The organism is Nostoc punctiforme PCC 73102 (assembly GCF_000020025.1).
GTDB classification, from domain to species: Bacteria; Cyanobacteriota; Cyanobacteriia; order Cyanobacteriales; family Nostocaceae; genus Nostoc; species Nostoc punctiforme.
In genome coordinates this window covers 1,060,260-1,079,925 of record NC_010628.1, presented here as the reverse complement: position 1 = coordinate 1,079,925, position 19,666 = coordinate 1,060,260, and the positions used below count along the sequence as shown (strand labels likewise).

Annotated in this window: 15 protein-coding genes; 8 read left to right on the top strand and 7 right to left on the bottom strand. The window is 41.1% G+C overall.

Annotated elements, in window-relative coordinates; translation table 11 throughout:
* The first annotated feature begins 16 nt into the window (after positions 1–16).
* The 3 genes from NPUN_RS04635 (at position 17) to NPUN_RS04625 (ending at position 4,273) form a co-directional block, all read left to right on the top strand.
* Complete coding sequence (locus NPUN_RS04635) at positions 17–2,944, top strand: sensor histidine kinase (RefSeq protein ID WP_012407670.1); 2,928 nt, start codon at positions 17–19, stop codon at positions 2,942–2,944.
* A 181-nt stretch (positions 2,945–3,125) separates the two neighbouring features.
* Positions 3,126–3,320 carry a DUF2256 domain-containing protein gene (locus tag NPUN_RS04630; protein WP_012407669.1) on the top strand — a complete coding sequence of 65 codons (195 nt, stop codon included), beginning with the start codon at positions 3,126–3,128 and terminating at the stop codon, positions 3,318–3,320.
* Complete coding sequence (locus NPUN_RS04625) at positions 3,320–4,273, top strand: isoaspartyl peptidase/L-asparaginase (protein ID WP_012407668.1); 954 nt, start codon at positions 3,320–3,322, stop codon at positions 4,271–4,273. Before NPUN_RS04630 ends, NPUN_RS04625 begins: the two co-directional genes overlap by 1 nt.
* On the opposite strand, the gene NPUN_RS04620 is transcribed toward NPUN_RS04625, so the two are convergent.
* The 4 genes from NPUN_RS04620 to NPUN_RS04605 form a co-directional block, all read right to left on the bottom strand.
* Entirely contained in the window at positions 4,264–4,686 is a 423-nt protein-coding gene (locus tag NPUN_RS04620) for a DUF29 family protein (protein WP_012407667.1), read from the bottom strand. The genes NPUN_RS04625 and NPUN_RS04620 overlap by 10 nt on opposite strands.
* Before the next feature lie 111 nt (positions 4,687–4,797).
* Positions 4,798–6,177, bottom strand: a complete 1,380-nt coding sequence (gene glmU, locus NPUN_RS04615; RefSeq protein WP_012407666.1) for a bifunctional UDP-N-acetylglucosamine diphosphorylase/glucosamine-1-phosphate N-acetyltransferase GlmU — start codon at positions 6,175–6,177, stop codon at positions 4,798–4,800.
* A 159-nt stretch (positions 6,178–6,336) separates the two neighbouring features.
* The gene (locus tag NPUN_RS04610) at positions 6,337–7,566 is read right to left on the bottom strand and encodes a response regulator (RefSeq protein WP_012407665.1); all 1,230 of its coding nucleotides are present in this window, start codon (positions 7,564–7,566) and stop codon (positions 6,337–6,339) included.
* A gap of 715 nt (positions 7,567–8,281) precedes the next feature.
* Positions 8,282–9,205, bottom strand: coding sequence for a tRNA (5-methylaminomethyl-2-thiouridine)(34)-methyltransferase MnmD (locus tag NPUN_RS04605; protein ID WP_012407664.1), 924 nt, complete (start codon positions 9,203–9,205; stop codon positions 8,282–8,284).
* A gap of 26 nt (positions 9,206–9,231) precedes the next feature.
* Between NPUN_RS04605 and NPUN_RS04600 the strand changes: the two genes are divergently transcribed.
* On the top strand, positions 9,232–10,053 hold the full coding sequence (locus tag NPUN_RS04600) for a sulfurtransferase (RefSeq protein WP_012407663.1): 822 nt from the start codon (positions 9,232–9,234) through the stop codon (positions 10,051–10,053).
* 41 nt (positions 10,054–10,094) lie between these two features.
* Here NPUN_RS04600 and NPUN_RS04595 read toward each other — a convergent pair whose 3' ends face one another.
* A complete protein-coding gene (locus NPUN_RS04595; RefSeq protein ID WP_012407662.1) occupies positions 10,095–11,396 on the bottom strand; it encodes a hypothetical protein in 1,302 nt (433 codons plus the stop codon).
* A gap of 541 nt (positions 11,397–11,937) precedes the next feature.
* On the opposite strand from NPUN_RS04595, the gene NPUN_RS04590 reads away from it, so the two are divergent.
* The 4 genes from NPUN_RS04590 (at position 11,938) to NPUN_RS04575 (ending at position 17,125) form a co-directional block, all read left to right on the top strand.
* On the top strand, positions 11,938–13,386 hold the full coding sequence (locus NPUN_RS04590) for a FecR domain-containing protein (RefSeq protein WP_012407661.1): 1,449 nt from the start codon (positions 11,938–11,940) through the stop codon (positions 13,384–13,386).
* Positions 13,387–13,734: 348 nt separating this feature from the next.
* Complete coding sequence (gene gor, locus NPUN_RS04585) at positions 13,735–15,111, top strand: glutathione-disulfide reductase (RefSeq protein WP_012407660.1); 1,377 nt, start codon at positions 13,735–13,737, stop codon at positions 15,109–15,111.
* Between the two features lie 112 nt (positions 15,112–15,223).
* A complete protein-coding gene (locus tag NPUN_RS04580; RefSeq protein WP_012407659.1) occupies positions 15,224–15,859 on the top strand; it encodes a YqiA/YcfP family alpha/beta fold hydrolase in 636 nt (211 codons plus the stop codon).
* A 120-nt stretch (positions 15,860–15,979) separates the two neighbouring features.
* On the top strand, positions 15,980–17,125 hold the full coding sequence (locus NPUN_RS04575) for a histidinol-phosphate transaminase (protein WP_193372274.1): 1,146 nt from the start codon (positions 15,980–15,982) through the stop codon (positions 17,123–17,125).
* Positions 17,126–17,133: 8 nt separating this feature from the next.
* On the opposite strand, the gene NPUN_RS04570 is transcribed toward NPUN_RS04575, so the two are convergent.
* Entirely contained in the window at positions 17,134–17,688 is a 555-nt protein-coding gene (locus NPUN_RS04570; RefSeq protein WP_012407657.1) for a hypothetical protein, read from the bottom strand.
* Between the two features lie 597 nt (positions 17,689–18,285).
* Entirely contained in the window at positions 18,286–18,918 is a 633-nt protein-coding gene (locus tag NPUN_RS04565) for a GNAT family N-acetyltransferase (protein ID WP_148220246.1), read from the bottom strand.
* Positions 18,919–19,666 lie beyond the last annotated feature (748 nt).

The window sequence follows — 19,666 nt, the reverse complement described above, 5'->3', positions numbered from 1 at the left end:
TTAACCAATAAATCAGATGGGGCAGCCGCAAAAACCTATAGCCGCCGAACAACAGATCCTCTCTTTGGGGCGCGTCCTCCAGAGCCTCAGAGAAGAAGATGATGTTGACGTTCTGATTGAAACTACTATTTCTTATCTTAAAGAACAGTTTGACTACAAACTGATTTGGATTGCCCTTTACGATCGCCTGAATCACATATTATTCGGCAAAGGCGGTATTACACCGGATCGCGACACGAGCTTTTTATACCAAAAGGTTGTTCTCAGTCCTGGGGATTTATTAGAGCAAGTGGTGATTGAACAACACCCCTTGGGCATAGCTGATTTACAAACTGAAATCCGCGCCGCCGAATGGCGCAAAATTGCTGAAAAATTGCAGATCCAAGGAACGATTCTTTTACCAATTCGCTATAAAGATCGTTGCTTGGGTTTGCTGTTACTGGGTTCAGAACGCTGGGGCTATTTACTGACAGGGGAAGCAAAAGCACGTTTGATGATGGTTTTAGGTGAATTGGGGGCATTGCTTTATCAACAGGAGATACATAAGCAGCAAAAGCAAACCAAGCGAACCGATGAGCCATTATTAGAATTGCTTGAAAATTTACGCACCCTCAATAACCTTAATCAAAGGCTGGAAGCAGGGGTGCAAGCAACTCATAAATTTGTCTCCCCTAGTCGGACAAATATTTATTGGTTTGAGCGAGAAGGACGCTACTTTTGGTGTCGGATGAGCAATCAGCTTGTCAAAAGCGATCGCAATTCCAGCACTCAGCAAGCGGCGGGAATGACTGTACAGGACTTGAGTGACTTTTATTATGCTTTGGCAGTTAACCAAATTGTTTCAATTGGTGATGCACGGAGTTCTTTGAAAAGCCATTTTACGGCAAAATTACTGCAAAAGCTGAAAGTGCGATCGCTCCTGGCCGCTCCAATAATCTGGCAAAAGAACTTGCTTGGTTTTCTGGCGGTGGAAAGCAATGAACCTCGAATCTGGACGGAGGCAGACAAAAATTTTGTTCAGGGTGTGGCTGGTTTAATCTCTTTGATTGCACCTAACGAAAGTATGGAAAGCACTATTAAACAGATTCAAGAGGATGCCCAACTGACTGGTCAAGTTGCCCAAGGTATCTATAGCGAACATGACCTTCAGGAAACTTTACACAGCTGTGCTAAAAAAGTTTTAGCTCGATTAACAGCCACCCGTTTTTTGCTGTTGCAGTACGATCCTGAACAGAATAATTATCAATTTATTTACCAAAGTCAGCCTCATAATCGCCGACCGCTGACATTTACCCTGAATACTCTCAAAGAATTAGATGGACAGCTTTTGCAACGTTCAACGGAAGCGGTGGAGATTGAGAATTTAGATGAAGATTTACGCTTTTTTAACTGGCGGCCCTCTTTACTAGAAAGTGGAGTGCGATCGCTACTTATTTGTAAATGCACTCACGGTCATATTCCAGCAGCACTTTTGGTCATCACTCACGAAACCTATCGTTCTTGGACAACTCTCGAAAAAGAGTTACTGTGGGCTGTTAGTCAACAGATAGGTGTGATTGTTCGTCAGTGGCAATTACACAACCGCACTACCCAGCAGCAAAAAACTTCCCAGGCGTTTGAGCAATGCTTAAATATCCTGACACAAACCCAGAACAGCAAAGTCGAGGTCGATAAAAAGCATTTAGAACATACAGCACTCGAACAAATAGCATCAATTCTGGGTTGTCCCCTGGCGTTACTGCTATCTTGGTCGCCCGGTGAAAATTTGGCAGAAATTATTCCTGGAGTGACTGACAATAGCCAATTTGGGATTTTTTCCGATGCCTCTATTCCTATCCAGTCTGAAGCCCTAATTCAGTGGGCACTGGTTACGGAGAATTACTTGACTTTGAAGGTAGATAATTTACCCTCGGAAACTCGAAAATGGTTGAATATTCCAGATAAAGGTCAAATTTTGGTGATGGCATTACGTACCAATGCTGATTATGAAATCACAGGTGTAGTGTTATTAGCAGACTATCAAGAGCGTCGCTGGTCACAACAAAACCTCAATGCGATCGCAACTCTGATTTCTCAATTAGCTTGGTGGCGTCGTCAAAAACAAATTAACCGACTTTTAGAGTCCACAACAGAGGAATTACGACAACTCAACTGGTACAAACATCGTCGTCTAGAGGAAATCCAAAGAATAACGGCACTATCCCTGAAACAAATACATGATTTGGGTATTCCTGCGAATGAACTGACTCAGATGCGCTACCAGCTATTGCTAAGACAATTAGACCACACAGCCACTTCCATGAGTGGAATGCTAAAACTTGAGAACTGGCAACTACATATCAGTTGGGAAACTATGCCCATAGCCAGTTTACTGAAGCGATCGCTCGAACGCATCGACAATTTACTCAAACAACAAAAGCTGTGGATTGGTGTACATGGCTTGGGACAACCAATTGATGAGCAAGAATCACCAAAGAATTCTCCATTAGCCAGAGGCGTTCCTAGTTCAAGCTCTCAATCCGCAATGGCGATCGCTGGTGATATTGTCAAAATTGAATTAGTTATCCATGAATTATTGGTTACTGCCTGTAACCGTTCTCCAATTGGCAGCAGAATTGACATTTGGTGTCGCCGTTTAGATGCGTCAAAACCCTTAGATATAAAATATTCTTCTTCTACAACTGGAGCGGCTGAACATCAGACATCGCTAGAACTGTCTATTACATACAACGGTGCGATCGAACCACAGCTACTAACAGAACTACATGACAATACATCCAAAGATGTGCTTGCTCCCACCAATCTCGACCAACCCCCAGCTTTACATCTACTAATCTGCCAAAACCTCATGCAGGAGTTGGGAGGAGAGTTGAATTTTTATCAATTACCAGATAACCGGGTAGTTAGCCGTTTGCTGTTGCCTTTAGTTGGTCATGATTCTTAACTTAAAAAACTTACTGGGAAGCCAAAGTAAATTACCTATAATAGTATATACCCAAAAAATATGTCTTACGATAGATTGACAACACATTTGTTCTCCGAAAGTATTCTCCCTTCATAGCAAACTGGTTATAATTATCTTCCATCTCTCTCAGAAATCAAATTCTCATATACACAGTATTTATATGGGGCGTGTTCGTTCTAAATCTGACCTACCTACAAAAATTTGTCCGGTATGTCAACGTCCTTTTACATGGCGTAAAAAGTGGCAAGATTGCTGGGACGATGTGAAATACTGCTCAGAACGTTGTCGTCGTCGCCGTTCTGAAGCTCAAAATGAAACTAATCGCAACACAGACGCAAATAGCGCAGGGGATTAATGGAGTTACAGGTGCAACCTAAATTAATTATTCATGGGGGAGCTGGTAGTTCTCTCCACGGTAAAGGCGGATTAGAGACCGTGCGCCGATCGCTCCATACAGTAATAGAAGAAGTCTATTCTCTGCTATTGTCAGGAGCAACTGCTTCTGAGGCGGTGGTGCAGGGTTGCCAAATGCTCGAAGATAACCCCCGCTTTAATGCTGGTACTGGTTCAGTATTGCAATCTGATGGTCAAATCCGTATGAGTGCTTCCCTAATGGATGGGACATTAGGGCGATTTAGTGGTGTAATTAATATTTCGCGGGTGAAAAATCCCATTGAATTAGCACAATTTTTACAAAACTCGCCAGATCGAGTGCTATCAGATTTTGGATCGGCTGAGTTGGCGCGAGAAATGCAACTTCCCAGCTATAATGCTTTAACTGATTTGCGGTTACAAGAGTGGATGCAAGAGCGCCAGGATAATTTTAAAAGTACAATGGCTGGCGTGGTAGCAGAACCCGAACTGCTAGAAACCAGCAATGCTGGACGCGGAACCATCGGCGTAGTAGCTTTAGATGTGTTTGGTAGGCTAGCTGCTGGCACTTCTACTGGTGGTAAGGGATTTGAGCGGATTGGAAGGGTAAGTGATTCTGCGATGCCAGCAGGTAATTATGCTACTAGTAATGCTGGTGTTAGCTGTACTGGCATTGGGGAAGATATCATTGATGAGTGTTTAGCTCCCCGGATTGTAGTGCGTGTAACTGATGGGATGTCCCTGAAGGAGGCTATGCAGCGTTCCTTTGGAGAAGCACACCAGAACAAACGAGATTTAGGAGCGATCGCTTTAGATGCTAGTGGAGCGATCGCTTGGGGCAAAACCAGCGAAATTTTACTCGCCGCCTATCACGACGGCGAAAAAATTGGCGATACTTTGGAATGGAATGATAGTGAATTGATTGGCTATTGTTGAATCAGTTTCAGCGCTTCGGTTAAAGTTTCTTGCTGGTCAACCATTGCAGCTAATTCTTGGGCTTCATAACGCCCCTCAAAAGCTTCTAGCGCCGCTCTTTTCAGTGCCACTTGATATCCTTGTTGCAGAATATCGATTAATTCTGCTTGATTCAAGTAAAAGCCACCGGATTTGCGGCGCTTGTTTATTTTGTTGATTTCACGCACTGTATTTTCTATCGAAACATCCCAAGAGCGAGTCGAACGTTTTTCAGCCTTTTGTTTAATTAAATGGATGAGCAGAATTACACCATAACTATCAATTTTATTGATTTTGTCACTGAGGCTCATTTCTTCTAACTCATCCACCAACAGCAACGCCTCATGGATTTTGCCTTGTTCTAGAAATTGCCTAAGTTCTAGCAGTTCTTCCATGTTATTTTTTGAGATTTTGGCTTCACTACTAATCTAGCTAGATTAGACATCTTGCAAAAATCCTGGTTTATAGTCTAAAACCACAGATGAATCGCAATTAACAGTGATGAATTATTTATGTTGATCTGTGGTTTTATTTTCAACACTTTTCCTTTGCCAAGCTGGTTTTACTACCTGACGACTACGGGCAATCACCAGAGAATCATTAGGCACGTCTTCTGTGACGGTAGAACCAGCTGCAATGTAAACATCATCTCCCAAGGTGAGTGGAGCCACTAAAACGCTATTAGCACCAGTTTTTGTGCGATCGCCTATTTTGGTACGGTGTTTCTTTACGCCATCATAATTGGCAGTAATTGTACCAGCACCAATATTAACCTGATTGCCGACGACGGTATCACCTATATATGACAAATGTGCTGCATTAGTGCGATCGCCTAATTGGGTATTTTTTAATTCCACAAAATTCCCCACACGACAACCAGCACCGACTTGTACGTGACCGCGCAAATGAGCATAAGGGCCAATTCGGCTTCCTGCCTGTATGGTGCTATCTATTACTACTGAATACTGCACCGTGACGTTTTCAGCCAACTGACTATTTTCAATTAAACTTCCCGGCCCAATATGACTTCCTGTTTGAATCACCGTATTTCCCCGCAGGTGAGTTTGGGGTTCAATAATTACATCTGGCTGTAATTCCACAGTTTCATCAATGGTAATGCTTGCGGGGTCGATGAGGGTGACACCTGCTAGCATCCATTTTTCCTTGACTCGTTTTTGCAAAATCTCGTAGGCTGTTGCCAGTTGCAGGCGATCGTTAATGCCGAGAATTTCTTGATTATCTTCCACATCCACCGCCATCACTTGTCCCACCTGAGTGACGGCATCAGTGAGATAGTATTCTTTTTGGGCATTGTTTGCCTGAAGGTGGGGAAGCACCTTTGCCAAATCCGGCCAACGGAAGCAGTAAACCCCAGCGTTAATCCGCTGATTTTGTCTTTGAGCAGCAGTACAATCTTTGTGTTCGACCATTTGCTGCACAATATTTTCATTGTTACAAAAAACTCGCCCGTAGCCCGTGGGGTCTGGTAGGTGTGAGGTAAGAATGGTGGCAGCATTCTGATTTTGGGCGTGAGTTTGTAACATCTGCTTGAGAGTTTCGCTGCGTATTAACGGTAAATCGCCGTTAAGTATCAGCAAATCCCCTGTGTAATCTTTCAAGTGTGGAAGTAATTGCTGGATGGCATGACCGGTTCCCAGTTGTACAGTCTGTTCGACAAACTCCAAGTTGGGAATTGAATGCATGGCGGTTTGCACTTCTTCGGACTGATACCCGACAATTACGATTCGTCGTGAGGGCGAAAGTGGTTCTACACTTTCGATAACTCTCTCGACTAGCGATTGCCCACCCAAAGAATGTAAAACCTTGGGTAAGCGTGATTTCATCCGTGTGCCGCGTCCCGCCGCTAGAATTGCTACAACTACCATAATTAGCTATCAGTGAAATTATGATTAATGCTGTTGGTACTTTAAGATGTAGGCTCAAATCATACCAAGCTAATCATAGAAGACTGAAATATACAATGAGTCAGGATTATACCAATTTTTGCTCATTACGGCAGCTACAAAATCTCTTACTCCCTACCCTTATTCCTGACAGTATGGAATAAACTCTGCAAATTGCTGCATTAGTTTGGGATTACGCCAACCGGAATTAGCTTCTTCTAGCATCACTGAAAGTGCTTCTTCTGTGGTAAAAGCTATTTTGTAAGGTCGTTCACTGCTTAAAGCATCGTAAATATCAATTAATTGAAATACTTGTGCCAGATAGGGAATATCATCCCCCTTGAGTGCATCAGGGTAGCCTGAGCCATCCCAGCGTTCGTGGTGATGACGAATAATAGGAATTACACCCCGCATACTGCGTAGTGGCTGGCAGATTTTTTCTCCAATCAAAACGTGCTGCTTCATGACCTCCCAATCTTTGGCTGTGAGTTGTTCTTTTTTCAGCAGCACAGCATCGGGAATACCAACCTTACCGATATCGTGGAGATAACCACCCCACATCAAATCTCGAATTTGGTAGCGTGAGAGGTTGAGATATTCACCAAAAAGTTGTCCTAGTTTTACCAGGCGTTCACAATGGTTGCCTGTATTAGGATCGCGGCTTTCAATCGACATGGCAATGGAAAATAATACTTGTTCGGCATGGTCTAAATCTTCGTTCAGACGCTTCTGCCGTACCAAGGACTTCACACGTGCCGCCAACTCTACACGATCAAAAGGTTTGGTGAGAAAATCATCTGCCCCAACTTCAATTCCCCGAATGCGCGATCGCCTGTCATTTAACGCTGTAATAAAAATTACTGGGATTAGCCTAGTCTGCTCATCTTGTTTCAGCAATTGGCAAACTTCAAATCCATCCATTCCTGGCATCATCACATCCAGCAAAATCAAATCTGGTTGTTTTTGAGTTACCAATCCTACAACAGTAGAACCTCTGTCTGCCTCAATTACTTCGTATCCTTCCATCCCCAAGAGGGCAACAGCAGTCATCCGACTGGCGGCATGATCGTCAACTACTAAAACCTTCGGCGGATCTAAATCAAACCTGTTCACTTTAGAACCTTTGGCTTGTAGTGTTCTAGAGACCAATGAATCATCACCACAATTAATATCAGATTTTATCCAAGAAGACACTGCTTGCCTATTTTCAAGCATAAGGTCTTCCTGAGATAAGCCTAAAGAATAAGCCTCCACATTATTCTGCGATTCTACAACATGATTTGAACCAATACTCTTTACTGTGCTAATGGGGTTGGACTCACTAACAATTTGTTCTGTAAAGCCTGTATGGTTGGATTTCCACTGAATCACAAAGGCACTCCAAGTTTTTGCACAAGTTAACAGTGTTAGATTTGAAAAAGAAATTTAATATTTGAATGTATCTGAGCTAGATTTTTCATAGGGATTATGTATTACTTCAAGCTGCCTATTTTAATTTTTCGCAGCGTGTATATTTCATCTTACGAACAACTGATATCTTGTTGTCAAATTTTTTGCTTCTAATTCCAGTATGATAAATTTTCACAAATGTTAAATCAGGCTTTTTACGGTTTTTTTTAAATAAAAAAAGCCCAAAAAAGACTGTATTTGGTTACTTAATATCAAATTAGAGGGTTTTTTGTTAAAAGTCTTATAGTAATGATTAAGTATACATATTTTTACTTACTCAGTTATTGGAATACTCAAATAATGCCGAAATAAATGTAAGATTATATACTATCATGAATTTAATTTATTTGGCTCTAAGCTCGACTTTATCCATTTCTTTCACAATGCGATACTTCTGCTGAGTAGTTGCACGAACGCTATCGTTGAAACCTCTGTGGGACCGTCGTTTTACTTTTTTAAGTTAATCGATAATCTGTGATGCGGAAAAAGTATTTGCCAAAAAGCCAGGGGTTTTTGCTGGATAAAGAAAACCGAATTCTTAATTTTGGATAAAGTCGAGCTTAGAGGATGTTTTAAAAATTAAGGGCTGAAGAAATAGTTTGTAATTGCGTAGGCGTAACCGTCGTAAATATCACAACTACAAATTACTTGCCATAAAATCCCTGCCTTGTATTCCCAATAGCCACCTTTTTTGCCAACGGGAGGTAGGCTCGAGTAAAGAGGCTTGTTGCTCTTGTTGTCGCCGCATCATTATGACTTCGGTTGAATCGCTCAATCCAGGATCGCGATAGGGAATAGCGGCACGGGTTAGTAAGTGTTCTTTTTCAACTTGCGAGAGGGGAGTAAGTATTGAGTGGTTTTGAGACTCACCACTTGCAGAATGTGCTGCCACAGTACCAGGCGATCGCCTGCCTACCGGTGGAGTAGAAGCGATCGCTAAACCAGCAGACAAAAGTGCTGTGCGTACAGCAGCAGAACAAGAATAGGTGGCTAATAAACCATCTTGATGTAGACACAATGAGAGTTGTTTAATAAATTCAACAGTCCATAATTGGGGACACTGTGGTGGTGAAAAGGGATCGAGGAAAATTGCATCTGCGGTGAAATCCGACTGATGTACTAGTGCGATCGTAGTTCTAGCATCACCAATTAGTAGCTTTGCTTTCAGGCGATCTGTTTGCACTTGATGCTCAAAAGCTAGCTGGGACAAGATTTCAATATAGTTACAGTTCCAATTGTCGAACAAGTAATGAGCGATCGCAGCTTGTGGCACTGCCGGATTCAGTTCTAAACCGATTACTTCAACATAACAGCTGGGATTCACTGCCCAAATTGTCTGCAAAGCAGCAGCTGTGTTGTATCCTAGACCATAACAAATATCCAATAGTCGCAAAACTGGTTTTTGAGCAACTATAGGCAGTTGAGTAGGTTCCACAAACTTGAAAAAACTCTCCTGCTTCGCTCCATAATGGCTATGAAAGGATTCACCAAACTCTTCAGAGACAAAGGTGAAAGAACCATCTGCTGTGAGCTTAGGTGTAAAATTTTCTAAGTCTGACATTTTACAAAAAAACTGAATAATGACCAATGCCCAATAACCAATTTGTTATTTCACCAGCTTGGCTATTTGAACATCTAGAAGATCCGCAAGTTGTTATTGTTGATTGTCGCTTTTCTTTAGCCGATCCACAACTAGGACAACAACAGTACCAAACAAGCCATATTAAAGGGTCATATTACCTAGATTTAAATCAGGATCTTTCCAGTCCAGTGGGTAAGCATGGCGGGAGACATCCTTTACCTGAACCCAATGATATCGCTAACAAATTTGCAGCAATTGGGGTAAATTACCAAAAAACTCTGGTGGTAGCTTATGATGATTCGCGTTTTGCTTTTGCATCTCGTTTATGGTGGCTGTTACGCTATCTCGGACATGAACAAGTTGCGGTACTAGATGGAGGCTTTACTGGATGGCAAAAAGCTGGTTATCCGGTTACGGATGTCGTTCCTCAACCTCAGATCGGTACGTTTGTAGCTGAATTGCAACCAGAAAAAGTGGTGGATATTAATGTGGTGAAAACCCGGAAAGATAACCACGAGGTAGTATTGGTAGATTCGAGAGAAAGCGATCGCTATCGAGGTGAACGAGAGCCAATTGATAAAATTGCCGGACATATTCCTGGTGCAGTCAACTATCCTTGGCAAGAAGTTACAGACTCTTCCGGCTACCTACTCCCTCAAGAGGAACAACGCTGTCGGTGGGAACAGCTAGAAACAGCCGAAGAAATCTTGGTTTATTGCGGTTCTGGTGTTACTGCTTGCGTCAATTTACTTTCTTTAGAATTAGCTGGCATTAACAAAGGTAAACTTTATGCTGGTAGCTGGAGTGATTGGATTTCTTATTTATAGTCATTAGTCATTGTTTTTTGACAAAGGACAAAGGACTAATTTCAAAACTGACCTAATTGCAAATAGTAATTAATACTGAAGAACCAGCCATCAAAATCAATGTTTTCGGCGGTTGAACTACCTAAACTCATTCCAGCCTGTACATTCATATATGTGGTATCAGATATTCGGTAATTTAAGTGCCCAAATATCCGATGGAATTGGTCTTCTCGATCGCGCTGTGTAAAGTCTGAGAAGTTTACTTGGTAGTCAATACCAACCTGGAGAGGTTCTTGCAAGTAGTAGTTCAGAGACACCCAAAAGGAATTGATTATCCGATCGCGACTTTGGGGTTCAGCAAAATTTACACTTAATTCATACAAGGTGTCTAGCGTTAATTTTGGAGTTAATGGATCTCGCCGTCCCAAAGATAGTTGTAGAGAATTCTCATTTAAAAAGCGATCGCCTGCTTTGAAGCTATCCAGGCGATCGCTGCTATTAGCATAAAATAGCTGTTGATTGCTCCAACTGAGTTCTCCATACATTCGCTGGGATAGTTGCTGGTAAACACTGAGATTGAATCTTAGCTGGTTGTAATGGTATTGTGACTGATTTATATAACGAATGAGATTGCCATCTATGGAGCCGTTTAAAAAAGTCTTAGGTCCCAAAGGTAAATATGTAGAGGTTAGGGTCAGTCCAGAAATAATTAAACCATCTTCTATGGGATTATCATCTGAGGAAAAAATATTAGTGGTCTGGAAGTAACCGACACGGCCCTGTAGATAGCCTATGGGTTGAAACTTAGGTACGGGTTGTTCTATGGGTGGAAGAGGAGGCAATTCTAGGGGTCGTAACCGTATCCGTAACCCCAATTCGCGATCGCTATCAGACTCAGGAGATGATTTTGGCGATCGTAGAAGCTCTATTAGCCTCTCTAGTCTTTGAGAATAATTTATATCAGGTGTATTTAATAGTTCCTCTTTTGAATCTGAAGGAGATGTAGGCAAAATACTCGGCTGCGATTCTAGCGGTGGCGGGTCATTTTGCTTTTGAGTATTCCTAAATTCTTCGGTTGGGTCTTGATCTGTTTGTCTAGTTTCGGGTGTTTGCTGTACCAGATTTAACGGTATCTGGGAGTCCAAAGTTTGCGACTCACTCGACTGCTGGCATAAAGAGTTAATTACTCCCTGCTGCAACTTCTGACATAGCTGATCAGTTACCTGTGTACTTGCTAAATTTTTATAACGCCAAATCTCTGTATTTGCAGATTCTGCCGCATCTACTCTAATGCAACACCAGCTTCCACCACTGGACGCTAACAAGATACAAAAAAACAAATTCTTCCAGTTCTTGAGTCGCATCTGTTAGATTGCGTTGATCGCATTTGGCCAATGTAGACCTACAAGCTGTATCAGAAGTTCCGACTCAGAAGATACAATTGAGTGCATTTATCTTAACCTTGTAAGTATATACTGAAACTACAAACTGATATTGCTAATTTTCGGATCATCTTAGATTTTTTTGCAAATCTGAGATAATCCGGTAGAATTCCTTCTGCTCAACTTTAGTGAAATATCGTCCTAGAGTTACTTCACAACACATCCCTAAAACTTCTTGTCCCTGTAATTGGTCTGATTAGAATCGATAATATGTAAGGTATTTTTCATTTAATTATTGATATTAAGTACTAACTTTGAAATTCGCAGCAGGCTTTATTGTATATAATGTCGACTTAAGGATAAAAACTTAAATAAACTAAACAAATGGTTCATTTTTGTCTATTAAATTTAGACTTAGACTAAAAATAAAGATAATTTTAATAAATAAATCGTTACAACAATTATCACCAGTTTTAATCTTTAAGTTTTTTGGTATTAGTTGAAGTTCACACATTATCAAACTATGTTTTATAAATCATTTCCACTATTGGTGATTGGTTTATGGGGAGTTATAGTACTGCCTTTGCCAAATAGGGTAAGTGCCATAACTCCTCTAACGCGGGCAGAAATTCAGGATCTCCGCAACATAGTACAACTGATACCCAAAGATAAACTAAAGAAACGTCCTGCACGTAAATTAGACGCAATGACTCCTGGGGACGGGGTGGCAACGGGTCGAGCTTCCCTAGCAGATTTGCGTTTCAATGATGGCTCTCTGGCACGAGTTGGAGAACAGGCTTTATTTCAATTTTTGCCGAAGACTCGTGACTTTAAACTTTCAAATGGGACTGTGTTGTTACTCATCCCACCAGGACGGGGGCAAACACGTATACAAACACCAAATGCAGCAGCAGCAATTCGTGGTTCAGCATTATTTGTGCGCTACAACCAACAAACAGACACCACGATTGTGGGTGCGCTGACAAATAGCGGCATTGAAGTTTCTAACAAAGAAGCTTCTGAAACTAAGGTGCTAGAAGCAGGGCAAATGGTGATTATAGTTAAAGGGAAATTTGAAAGGTTATATGATTTTGATCTGAGAAATTTTTATGAAACGAGCCAACTAGTTCGGGAACTTGATTTGAACAGGCAAAGTCCTGTGCCTACGCCTGATCCTGCAATCACCAGTGTTCAAGCCGAAACTGCTGCGGCTTTGAAAGCACAGCCACCGATAAAAGGTGAGGGAGTAATTGAAAACCCCTCTTTTGTGCAACTAACTCCTACACCCGTAACCTCAACTACAACAAAACCTGAAACCTCAACTACAACAAAACCTGAAACCTCAACTACAACAAAACCTGAAACCTCAACTACAACAAAACCTGAAACCTCAACTACAACAAAACCTGAAACCTCAACTACAACAAAACCTGAAACCTCAACTACAACAAAACCTGAAACCTCAACTACAACAAAACCTGAAACCTCAACTACAACAAAACCCGAAACCTCAACTACAACAAAACCTGAAACCTCAACTACAACAGAAACAGCACCTGTAATCCCAACACAGACAACACCTGTAACCCCAACACAGACAGCACCTGTAATCCCAACACAGACAGCACCTGTAATCCCAAAAGAAACAACACCTGTAACCCCAACAGAAACAACACCTTTAACTCCAACACAGACAGCACCTGTAACCCCAACAGAAACAGCACCTGTAACCCCAACAGAAACAACACCTGTAACCCCAAAAGAAACAACACCTGTAACCCCAACAGAAACAACACCTGTAACCCCAACAGAAACAGCACCTGTAACCCCAACAGAAACAGCACCTGTAACCCCAACAGAAACAACACCTGTAACCCCAACAGAAACAACACCTGTAACCCCAACAGAAACAACACCTGTAACCCCAACAGAAACAACACCTGTAACCCCTACTGGCTCTCCAAGTACATAAAACAAAACTGCTAATAAGGGTACGAGACTCTCTGCGAACCGCTAACGCGGTTTTTTTATCATAATTTTGCGTAAGTCCTGTACTGTAGGACTTAGCGCGACTTAGCTGCTCCAATGCAGTAGCACAGGCTTATGACCGACACCTGAGATAGAACTATGACAAACAATTTTAGTGACTGCCACTAAAGCAAAAAGTGATATTCCCTACGACCAGAGAACATCTGCTAACGCTAGATTAAATCAAGGACAGGACTTACATAAGATTCACCAGATATCCTTATATAGTCCAATAACATTCTGTTGCGTGAGTTCCCAAGAACTAACTTTTTGCTAGAGAGAACATAAATTTATGACTTTTGATTACGACTTATTTGTAATTGGTGCGGGTTCTGGAGGTTTAGCAGCTTCCAAACGGGCAGCTAGCTATGGAGCAAAAGTGGCGATCGCTGAATATGATTTAGTTGGTGGGACTTGTGTGATTCGCGGTTGCGTTCCCAAAAAACTTATGGTCTATGCCTCTCACTTTCCCGCACTATTTAGTGAAGCTTCAGGCTATGGCTGGAAAGTCGGTAATGCTGAGTTGGACTGGGAATATTTCATTACATCTATAGATAAGGAAGTTCGGCGACTATCGCAACTACACATAAACTTCTTAGAAAAAGCCGGAGTAGAACTATTTTCCGGTCGCGCCACATTGCTAGACTCTCACACCGTAGAAGTTGACGGACGCAAAGTGACAGCAGACAAAATTTTAATTGCTGTTGGCGGTCGTCCGATCAAACCAGATTTACCAGGTATGGAATATGGCATTACCTCTAACGAAATTTTTCATCTAAAAGAACAACCAAAACACATCGTCATTCTTGGCGCTGGTTATATCGGCACGGAATTTGCGTGTATTATGCGCGGTTTGGGTTCTGAAGTGACACAAATTACCAGAGGTGACAAGATTTTGAATGGGTTTGATGAAGATGTCCGCACAGAAATTGAAGAGGGGATGACAAATCACGGAATTCGGCTGATTAAGAATAATGTGGTAAAAACAGTTGAACGTGTGGCGGAAGGGTTTAAACTTACTTTATCAGGGGAAGACCAAGAACCAATAATCGCGGATGTATTTTTAGTGGCGACTGGTCGAACTCCCAATGTAGATGGACTAGGTTTAGAAAACGCTGGGGTTGATGTTGTTGCTAGTTCTATCGAAGGGCCTGGATACCCGACCACAAGTGCGATCGCAGTCAATGAATATAGTCAAACTAATCAACCGAATATCTTTGCCGTTGGCGATGTCACAGACCGAATCAATTTGACTCCTGTGGCCATTGGCGAAGGTCGCGCCTTTGCTGATAGTGAATTCGGCAATAATCGCCGCGAATTCAGTCACAAAACTGTTCCCACAGCCATTTTTTCTAACCCAGAAGCTGCAACAGTAGGCTTGACAGAAGCCGAAGCACGTGAAAAACTCGGTGATGCGGTAACAATTTATCGCACTCGCTTTCGCCCCATGTACTATACCTTGACTGGTAAGCAAGAAAAAACAATGATGAAGTTGGTGGTTGATAGCAACACTGAAAAAGTGCTAGGCGCTCACATGGTGGGCGATAGTTCAGCTGAGATCATCCAAGGTGTAGCGATCGCCGTGAAGATGGGCGCAACTAAAAAAGACTTTGATGCCACCGTTGGTATCCATCCCTCCTCAGCCGAAGAATTTGTCACAATGCGGTAATAAGAAAGAGTTAGGAGTTAAGAGTTAAGAGTTATGAGTTATGAGTTGAATAAAAAAACTCATAACTTAAAATTCTTAACTTAATTAGCCCTAACTCCTAACTATCTACGCTTTGCAATATATATATCTTCACGGTTTCGCTTCCAGTCCTAATTCTGCCAAAGCGCGGGATATAGGCGATCGCTTTTTCAAAATTCAAACAAAGCTCAAAATCCCCGATCTCAATGCTGGCGATTTTTCGCAGTTAACAATCACTCGTCAGATCGCTCAAGTTGCCGCAGAATTTAGTAATGATTCTACACCAGTAACCCTGATTGGCTCAAGTTTAGGTGGTTTGACCGCTGCACACTTAGGACAGCAATATTTACAAGTAGAACGCCTTGTGCTGCTAGCACCAGCTTTTGGATTTTTATCCCATTGGTTGCCCAAGCTAGGCTATGAAGAAGTACAGCGTTGGCAGCACGAAAAATATATCATGGTCTACCACTATGGAGAGGAGCGATCAATTCCTTTAAGTTATGATTTCGTTATAGATGCTGCCCAATACCAAGAAAAATTTTTGCAACTTTCTATACCTACCCTAATTTTGCATGGAAAAAAGGATGAAGTTATTCCCATCGAAGCTAGTCGTGACTTTGCGCGTTGCCGTTCTTGGGTGGAGTTAGTCGAACTCGACAGTGACCATGCCTTGGGTGATGTTATGGAAAATATTTGGCAGGTAATTCGCCTCTTTTGCCAATTACCTTGAAGTTGTAAAATATTAGACTCTCACATAACTAACGTCCTTAGTCATTTCTCCTTTGTTTAGTTACTAATGACTAATGACTAATGACTAATGACCAATGACTAATGACTAATGACTAAAATTATGCTTCCCTTCATTCGGTCAGATTTAGCCCAATTTACCGCCTATAAACCTCACCCCAGCAGTGATACAGCCGATTCTGTCTCTACACAGTTTGATCGCCTGGATACAAATGAAAGCCCCTACGATTTACCACCTGAGTTAAAAGAAAAACTAGCCTGGACATATCAGCAAGTAATTGAAACAAATCGTTATCCTGATGGTGGACATGAAACCCTTAAGGATGCGATCGCAGAATACGTCAATGAATCAGCCGCTTTCCCGCTATCCAATACTGCTGCCAATATTTCTGTTGGAAATGGTTCCGATGAACTAATCCGCTCTTTATTAATCGCCACTTGTTTAGGAAGAGAAGGTTCAATTCTCGTTGCCAATCCTACTTTCTCTATGTACGGAATTTTGGCACAAACTTTGGGAATTCCTGTCGTAACGGTGGGTAGAGACGAAACAAATTTTGAAATTGACTTAAAAGCCGCACAGTCTGCGATCGAACAAACTCAAAATCCACCCATTCGCGTAGTTTTCGTAGTACATCCAAATTCGCCGACTGCCAATAGCTTAACGACGGCAGAGTTGGCATGGTTAAGAAGTCTGAGCGAACATATTTTGGTAGTAATTGATGAAGCTTACTTTGAATTTAGTCAAACTACCCTAGTAGGTGAATTAGCGCAGCGCCCCAACTGGGTAATATTACGCACTTTTTCTAAAGCTTTCCGATTGGCATCTCTCCGTGTTGGTTATTGCGTTGCTCATCCCGAAGCGATCGCCATTTTAGAAAAAGTTCGCTTACCTTACAATCTTCCCAGCTTTTCCATAGCAGCAGCATTAGTTGCTTTACAAAACCGTACCCTCTTACTGGAGTCAATTCCCCAAACCTTGAGTGAACGATCCAAACTCATCGAAATTTTATCCCAGCAACCAGAACTACAAATTACCGCAAGTGCTGCTAATTTTATTTACCTACGCCTTAAACCTAATGGCTTAAATTCACAAGATGCTGTGCTAAAAACTTTCCACCAGAAACTTAGAAAACTCGGCACTCTTGTACGACACATTAGCGGAGGATTGCGAATTACTGTTGGAACAATAGAGGAAAACGCCCGCACGATTACTAGAGTCCAAGCAGCAATAGCCGATTTGGAATTTTAGCAATTCACTCAATAATTAAATCGGCTATCCATCTCACTGCCCAAACGACGTACTAATCCTACCGTTTGTGGCAGCACACCTACCAAAAGAGCAAAAGCAAGATCCGGCAAAAGAGCCACTATTTCGGGTGGAAAGTATTGTTCAAATTGATCGAGAATTTTCTGAACTCGCTGCCCAGGTATTGGGTTTTCTGTAATTTGTTTGATCAATCGAATCCACTGTCGCCTAATCAAGTAAGCCTTCTGGCGTTCTTCATTAGAATCGGGGGTTAACAAAGACAGATTACCTATGGGCAGTGCCCTTTGGCAATCACAGTCGTAATCCCCACCCACAGCAGCCCCAGGCCCAGCAAACTCTGCATGGTAGCGTTTAAAGAGGATTAATCCATTCCGTCTACGACTATTGACAATGAAAACTTCTCCACTGTGTAAACGTGTAAGGATATCCGAGCCTTGCGATTGCTCAGTTCCATCTGGCATGACAACAGAGTCAAGGAAACTAGTTTTAGGGTAATAAGTTGATACCATAGAGATTTGATAGCGTCGATGCTGTTCGCTATCCATGTTTTTTAAACTTTCAACGAATTTGGTAGTAGTATGCACTTCAAAAAGTAACTAGCTTTGATGTCAAATCAGATTTTTGAATTCTTTTATTATCAAGAGTCTTTTGGTCAATTTCACTAAGATAGTAATAAATACACATTGCTTAGTAATTGAGTGATCATATTTTATGAGATATAACCAGATTTGTCCCCAAATTTAGAGAGTGTTTTATTAAAGTTTTTATAAAGATGAATATCTTAATTACAAAGTTATTATGAGGGATCGCTTATTTAATAAGGTATTCGTACATCTATATTCTATTGTAATCATCTATTCTATCTATATAAAATACTCTAAAATGGTTATTATTTAATGACAGGTTAAAACTGAAAAATTGTAACACTTAATTATTTCGGTGAAGTTTTTTAGTGATATTATTTTAGAATAAATAATAAAAATCCCAATAAAATCTACTTAAACCAATTATCTAAAGTTATACATATCAATCTATTTAGCTAACATTGGCTAATTTTTTAATTAGGTTAATCTATACTTTGGTTGCTCATATTGATGATAGATTTTCTCCAAACTAATTAGAAAATAAAAATTTACAAAAATTCAGATACTGAAATTAGCACTCAGATGCTTGTGCAATAATATCTGGCTTGAGCGTCCTAATAAAAATGTATTCCAATTTGATTCGACTTTATGTACCCGATATCCCACCTTGAAATAAAGTTGCCTTGCCTGATGATTATTTTCTAAAACGTGAAGATATAAGTCTTGAAATCCCCATTCGCGGGAAACTTTTTCACAGCTAGTCAGTAATCCTGAAGCCACACCATGTCTACGGTATTTTGGATGAACCGCTAAATTAGATAAGTAAGGAAAACCTATGCCAGCCTGACCCCACGAATCACTATAACGTACACCCAGTTCTACACTTCCTACTAAGTTATTAGCCGCACCGCTAGTAGCTTCCAAGGCGACTAAACAAATATGACGGGGTAGAGGTGATGTCATCCGATGCCTTAAGTCTTCGTAAATACCCAGACGTAACAATGGAAAAGCCCATCCCCACATACCTTTTTGGGAGTGAAAGCTTTCAGCAATAATTTGGGAAACACCGATCAAATCAGTAGGTGTAGCTGTACGAATTTGAAATTCGCAGCAGGCTGGATCGATTGGCTGTTGCTGGTATGGATGAAAAGACCGATATTTCAAAGCTAGTTTAGTATTGATTTTATTCAACGAAAATTTTCTCAAATATCCTCAAACACCCTTTTAACCGCATAAAAACTTTATATATTCCCAGTAGATTGAACTGACCTAAGACTGCTCATTTGCTTTTGCTTATAAGCATACAAAGTTTTACACTTTAGTTTGGCGCTTTATAGTCCGTCTTTTTGAAAGAGTCTCAGAAGTTACAGCTTCATAAAGCTACAATCTTAAGTTCAGTAGGATTAGATGCATCCCTTGCTTGAGATAGGGAGTATATCAGTCTGTTTACCACAAAAAAATCTGTAAATCGTACAGATTTAGGTTAATGGGTAGATATATAGCATAACTTACCTGTAAGCATTACCTACAAAATTGTTAAGTAAGTACACTAACAACCAACTTTGGTTGTAAACCATCTTTAAGTTGTAATACTGAACTTATTTATGCAATTGGCGCTACACCAACAAGACTTTGCTGCTAAGTAATAGAAACAGGCTGTACAGATACTAGGCAGGAATATTGCAGATTCCTATCCCTAACTTCTTCACCAATACCACTTGTCTTAATGATAGTTCTGATTGCTAAATTAGAAAGAGGTATTTGTCTAATAGTATACTTTGGTTTTAAATCTTATTGTTTTAATTTTGCTGACTCTACCATGACTAGCATAAATAAAATTGACGTGCAAGTGTTAGTACAACTGCTGCGGAGGGAAAACTTAATATGCAGCTTCATCTGGATTTTTCAGCTAGCTATGAGTGCTGTATGTAGTATTAGA

Bases quoted from the DNA above. Each gene is read 5' to 3' on its own strand.
- NPUN_RS04635 (WP_012407670.1), top strand. From the start codon at position 17: ATGGGGCAGCCGCAAAAACCTATAGCCGCCGAACAACAGATCCTCTCT.
- NPUN_RS04630 (WP_012407669.1), top strand. From the start codon at position 3,126: ATGGGGCGTGTTCGTTCTAAATCTGACCTACCTACAAAAATTTGTCCG.
- NPUN_RS04625 (WP_012407668.1), top strand. From the start codon at position 3,320: ATGGAGTTACAGGTGCAACCTAAATTAATTATTCATGGGGGAGCTGGT.
- NPUN_RS04620 (WP_012407667.1), bottom strand. From the start codon at position 4,686: ATGGAAGAACTGCTAGAACTTAGGCAATTTCTAGAACAAGGCAAAATC.
- glmU (WP_012407666.1), bottom strand. From the start codon at position 6,177: ATGGTAGTTGTAGCAATTCTAGCGGCGGGACGCGGCACACGGATGAAA.
- NPUN_RS04605 (WP_012407664.1), bottom strand. From the start codon at position 9,205: ATGTCAGACTTAGAAAATTTTACACCTAAGCTCACAGCAGATGGTTCT.
- NPUN_RS04600 (WP_012407663.1), top strand. From the start codon at position 9,232: ATGCCCAATAACCAATTTGTTATTTCACCAGCTTGGCTATTTGAACAT.
- NPUN_RS04595 (WP_012407662.1), bottom strand. From the start codon at position 11,396: ATGCGACTCAAGAACTGGAAGAATTTGTTTTTTTGTATCTTGTTAGCG.
- NPUN_RS04590 (WP_012407661.1), top strand. From the start codon at position 11,938: ATGTTTTATAAATCATTTCCACTATTGGTGATTGGTTTATGGGGAGTT.
- gor (WP_012407660.1), top strand. From the start codon at position 13,735: ATGACTTTTGATTACGACTTATTTGTAATTGGTGCGGGTTCTGGAGGT.
- NPUN_RS04575 (WP_193372274.1), top strand. From the start codon at position 15,980: ATGCTTCCCTTCATTCGGTCAGATTTAGCCCAATTTACCGCCTATAAA.
- NPUN_RS04570 (WP_012407657.1), bottom strand. From the start codon at position 17,688: ATGGATAGCGAACAGCATCGACGCTATCAAATCTCTATGGTATCAACT.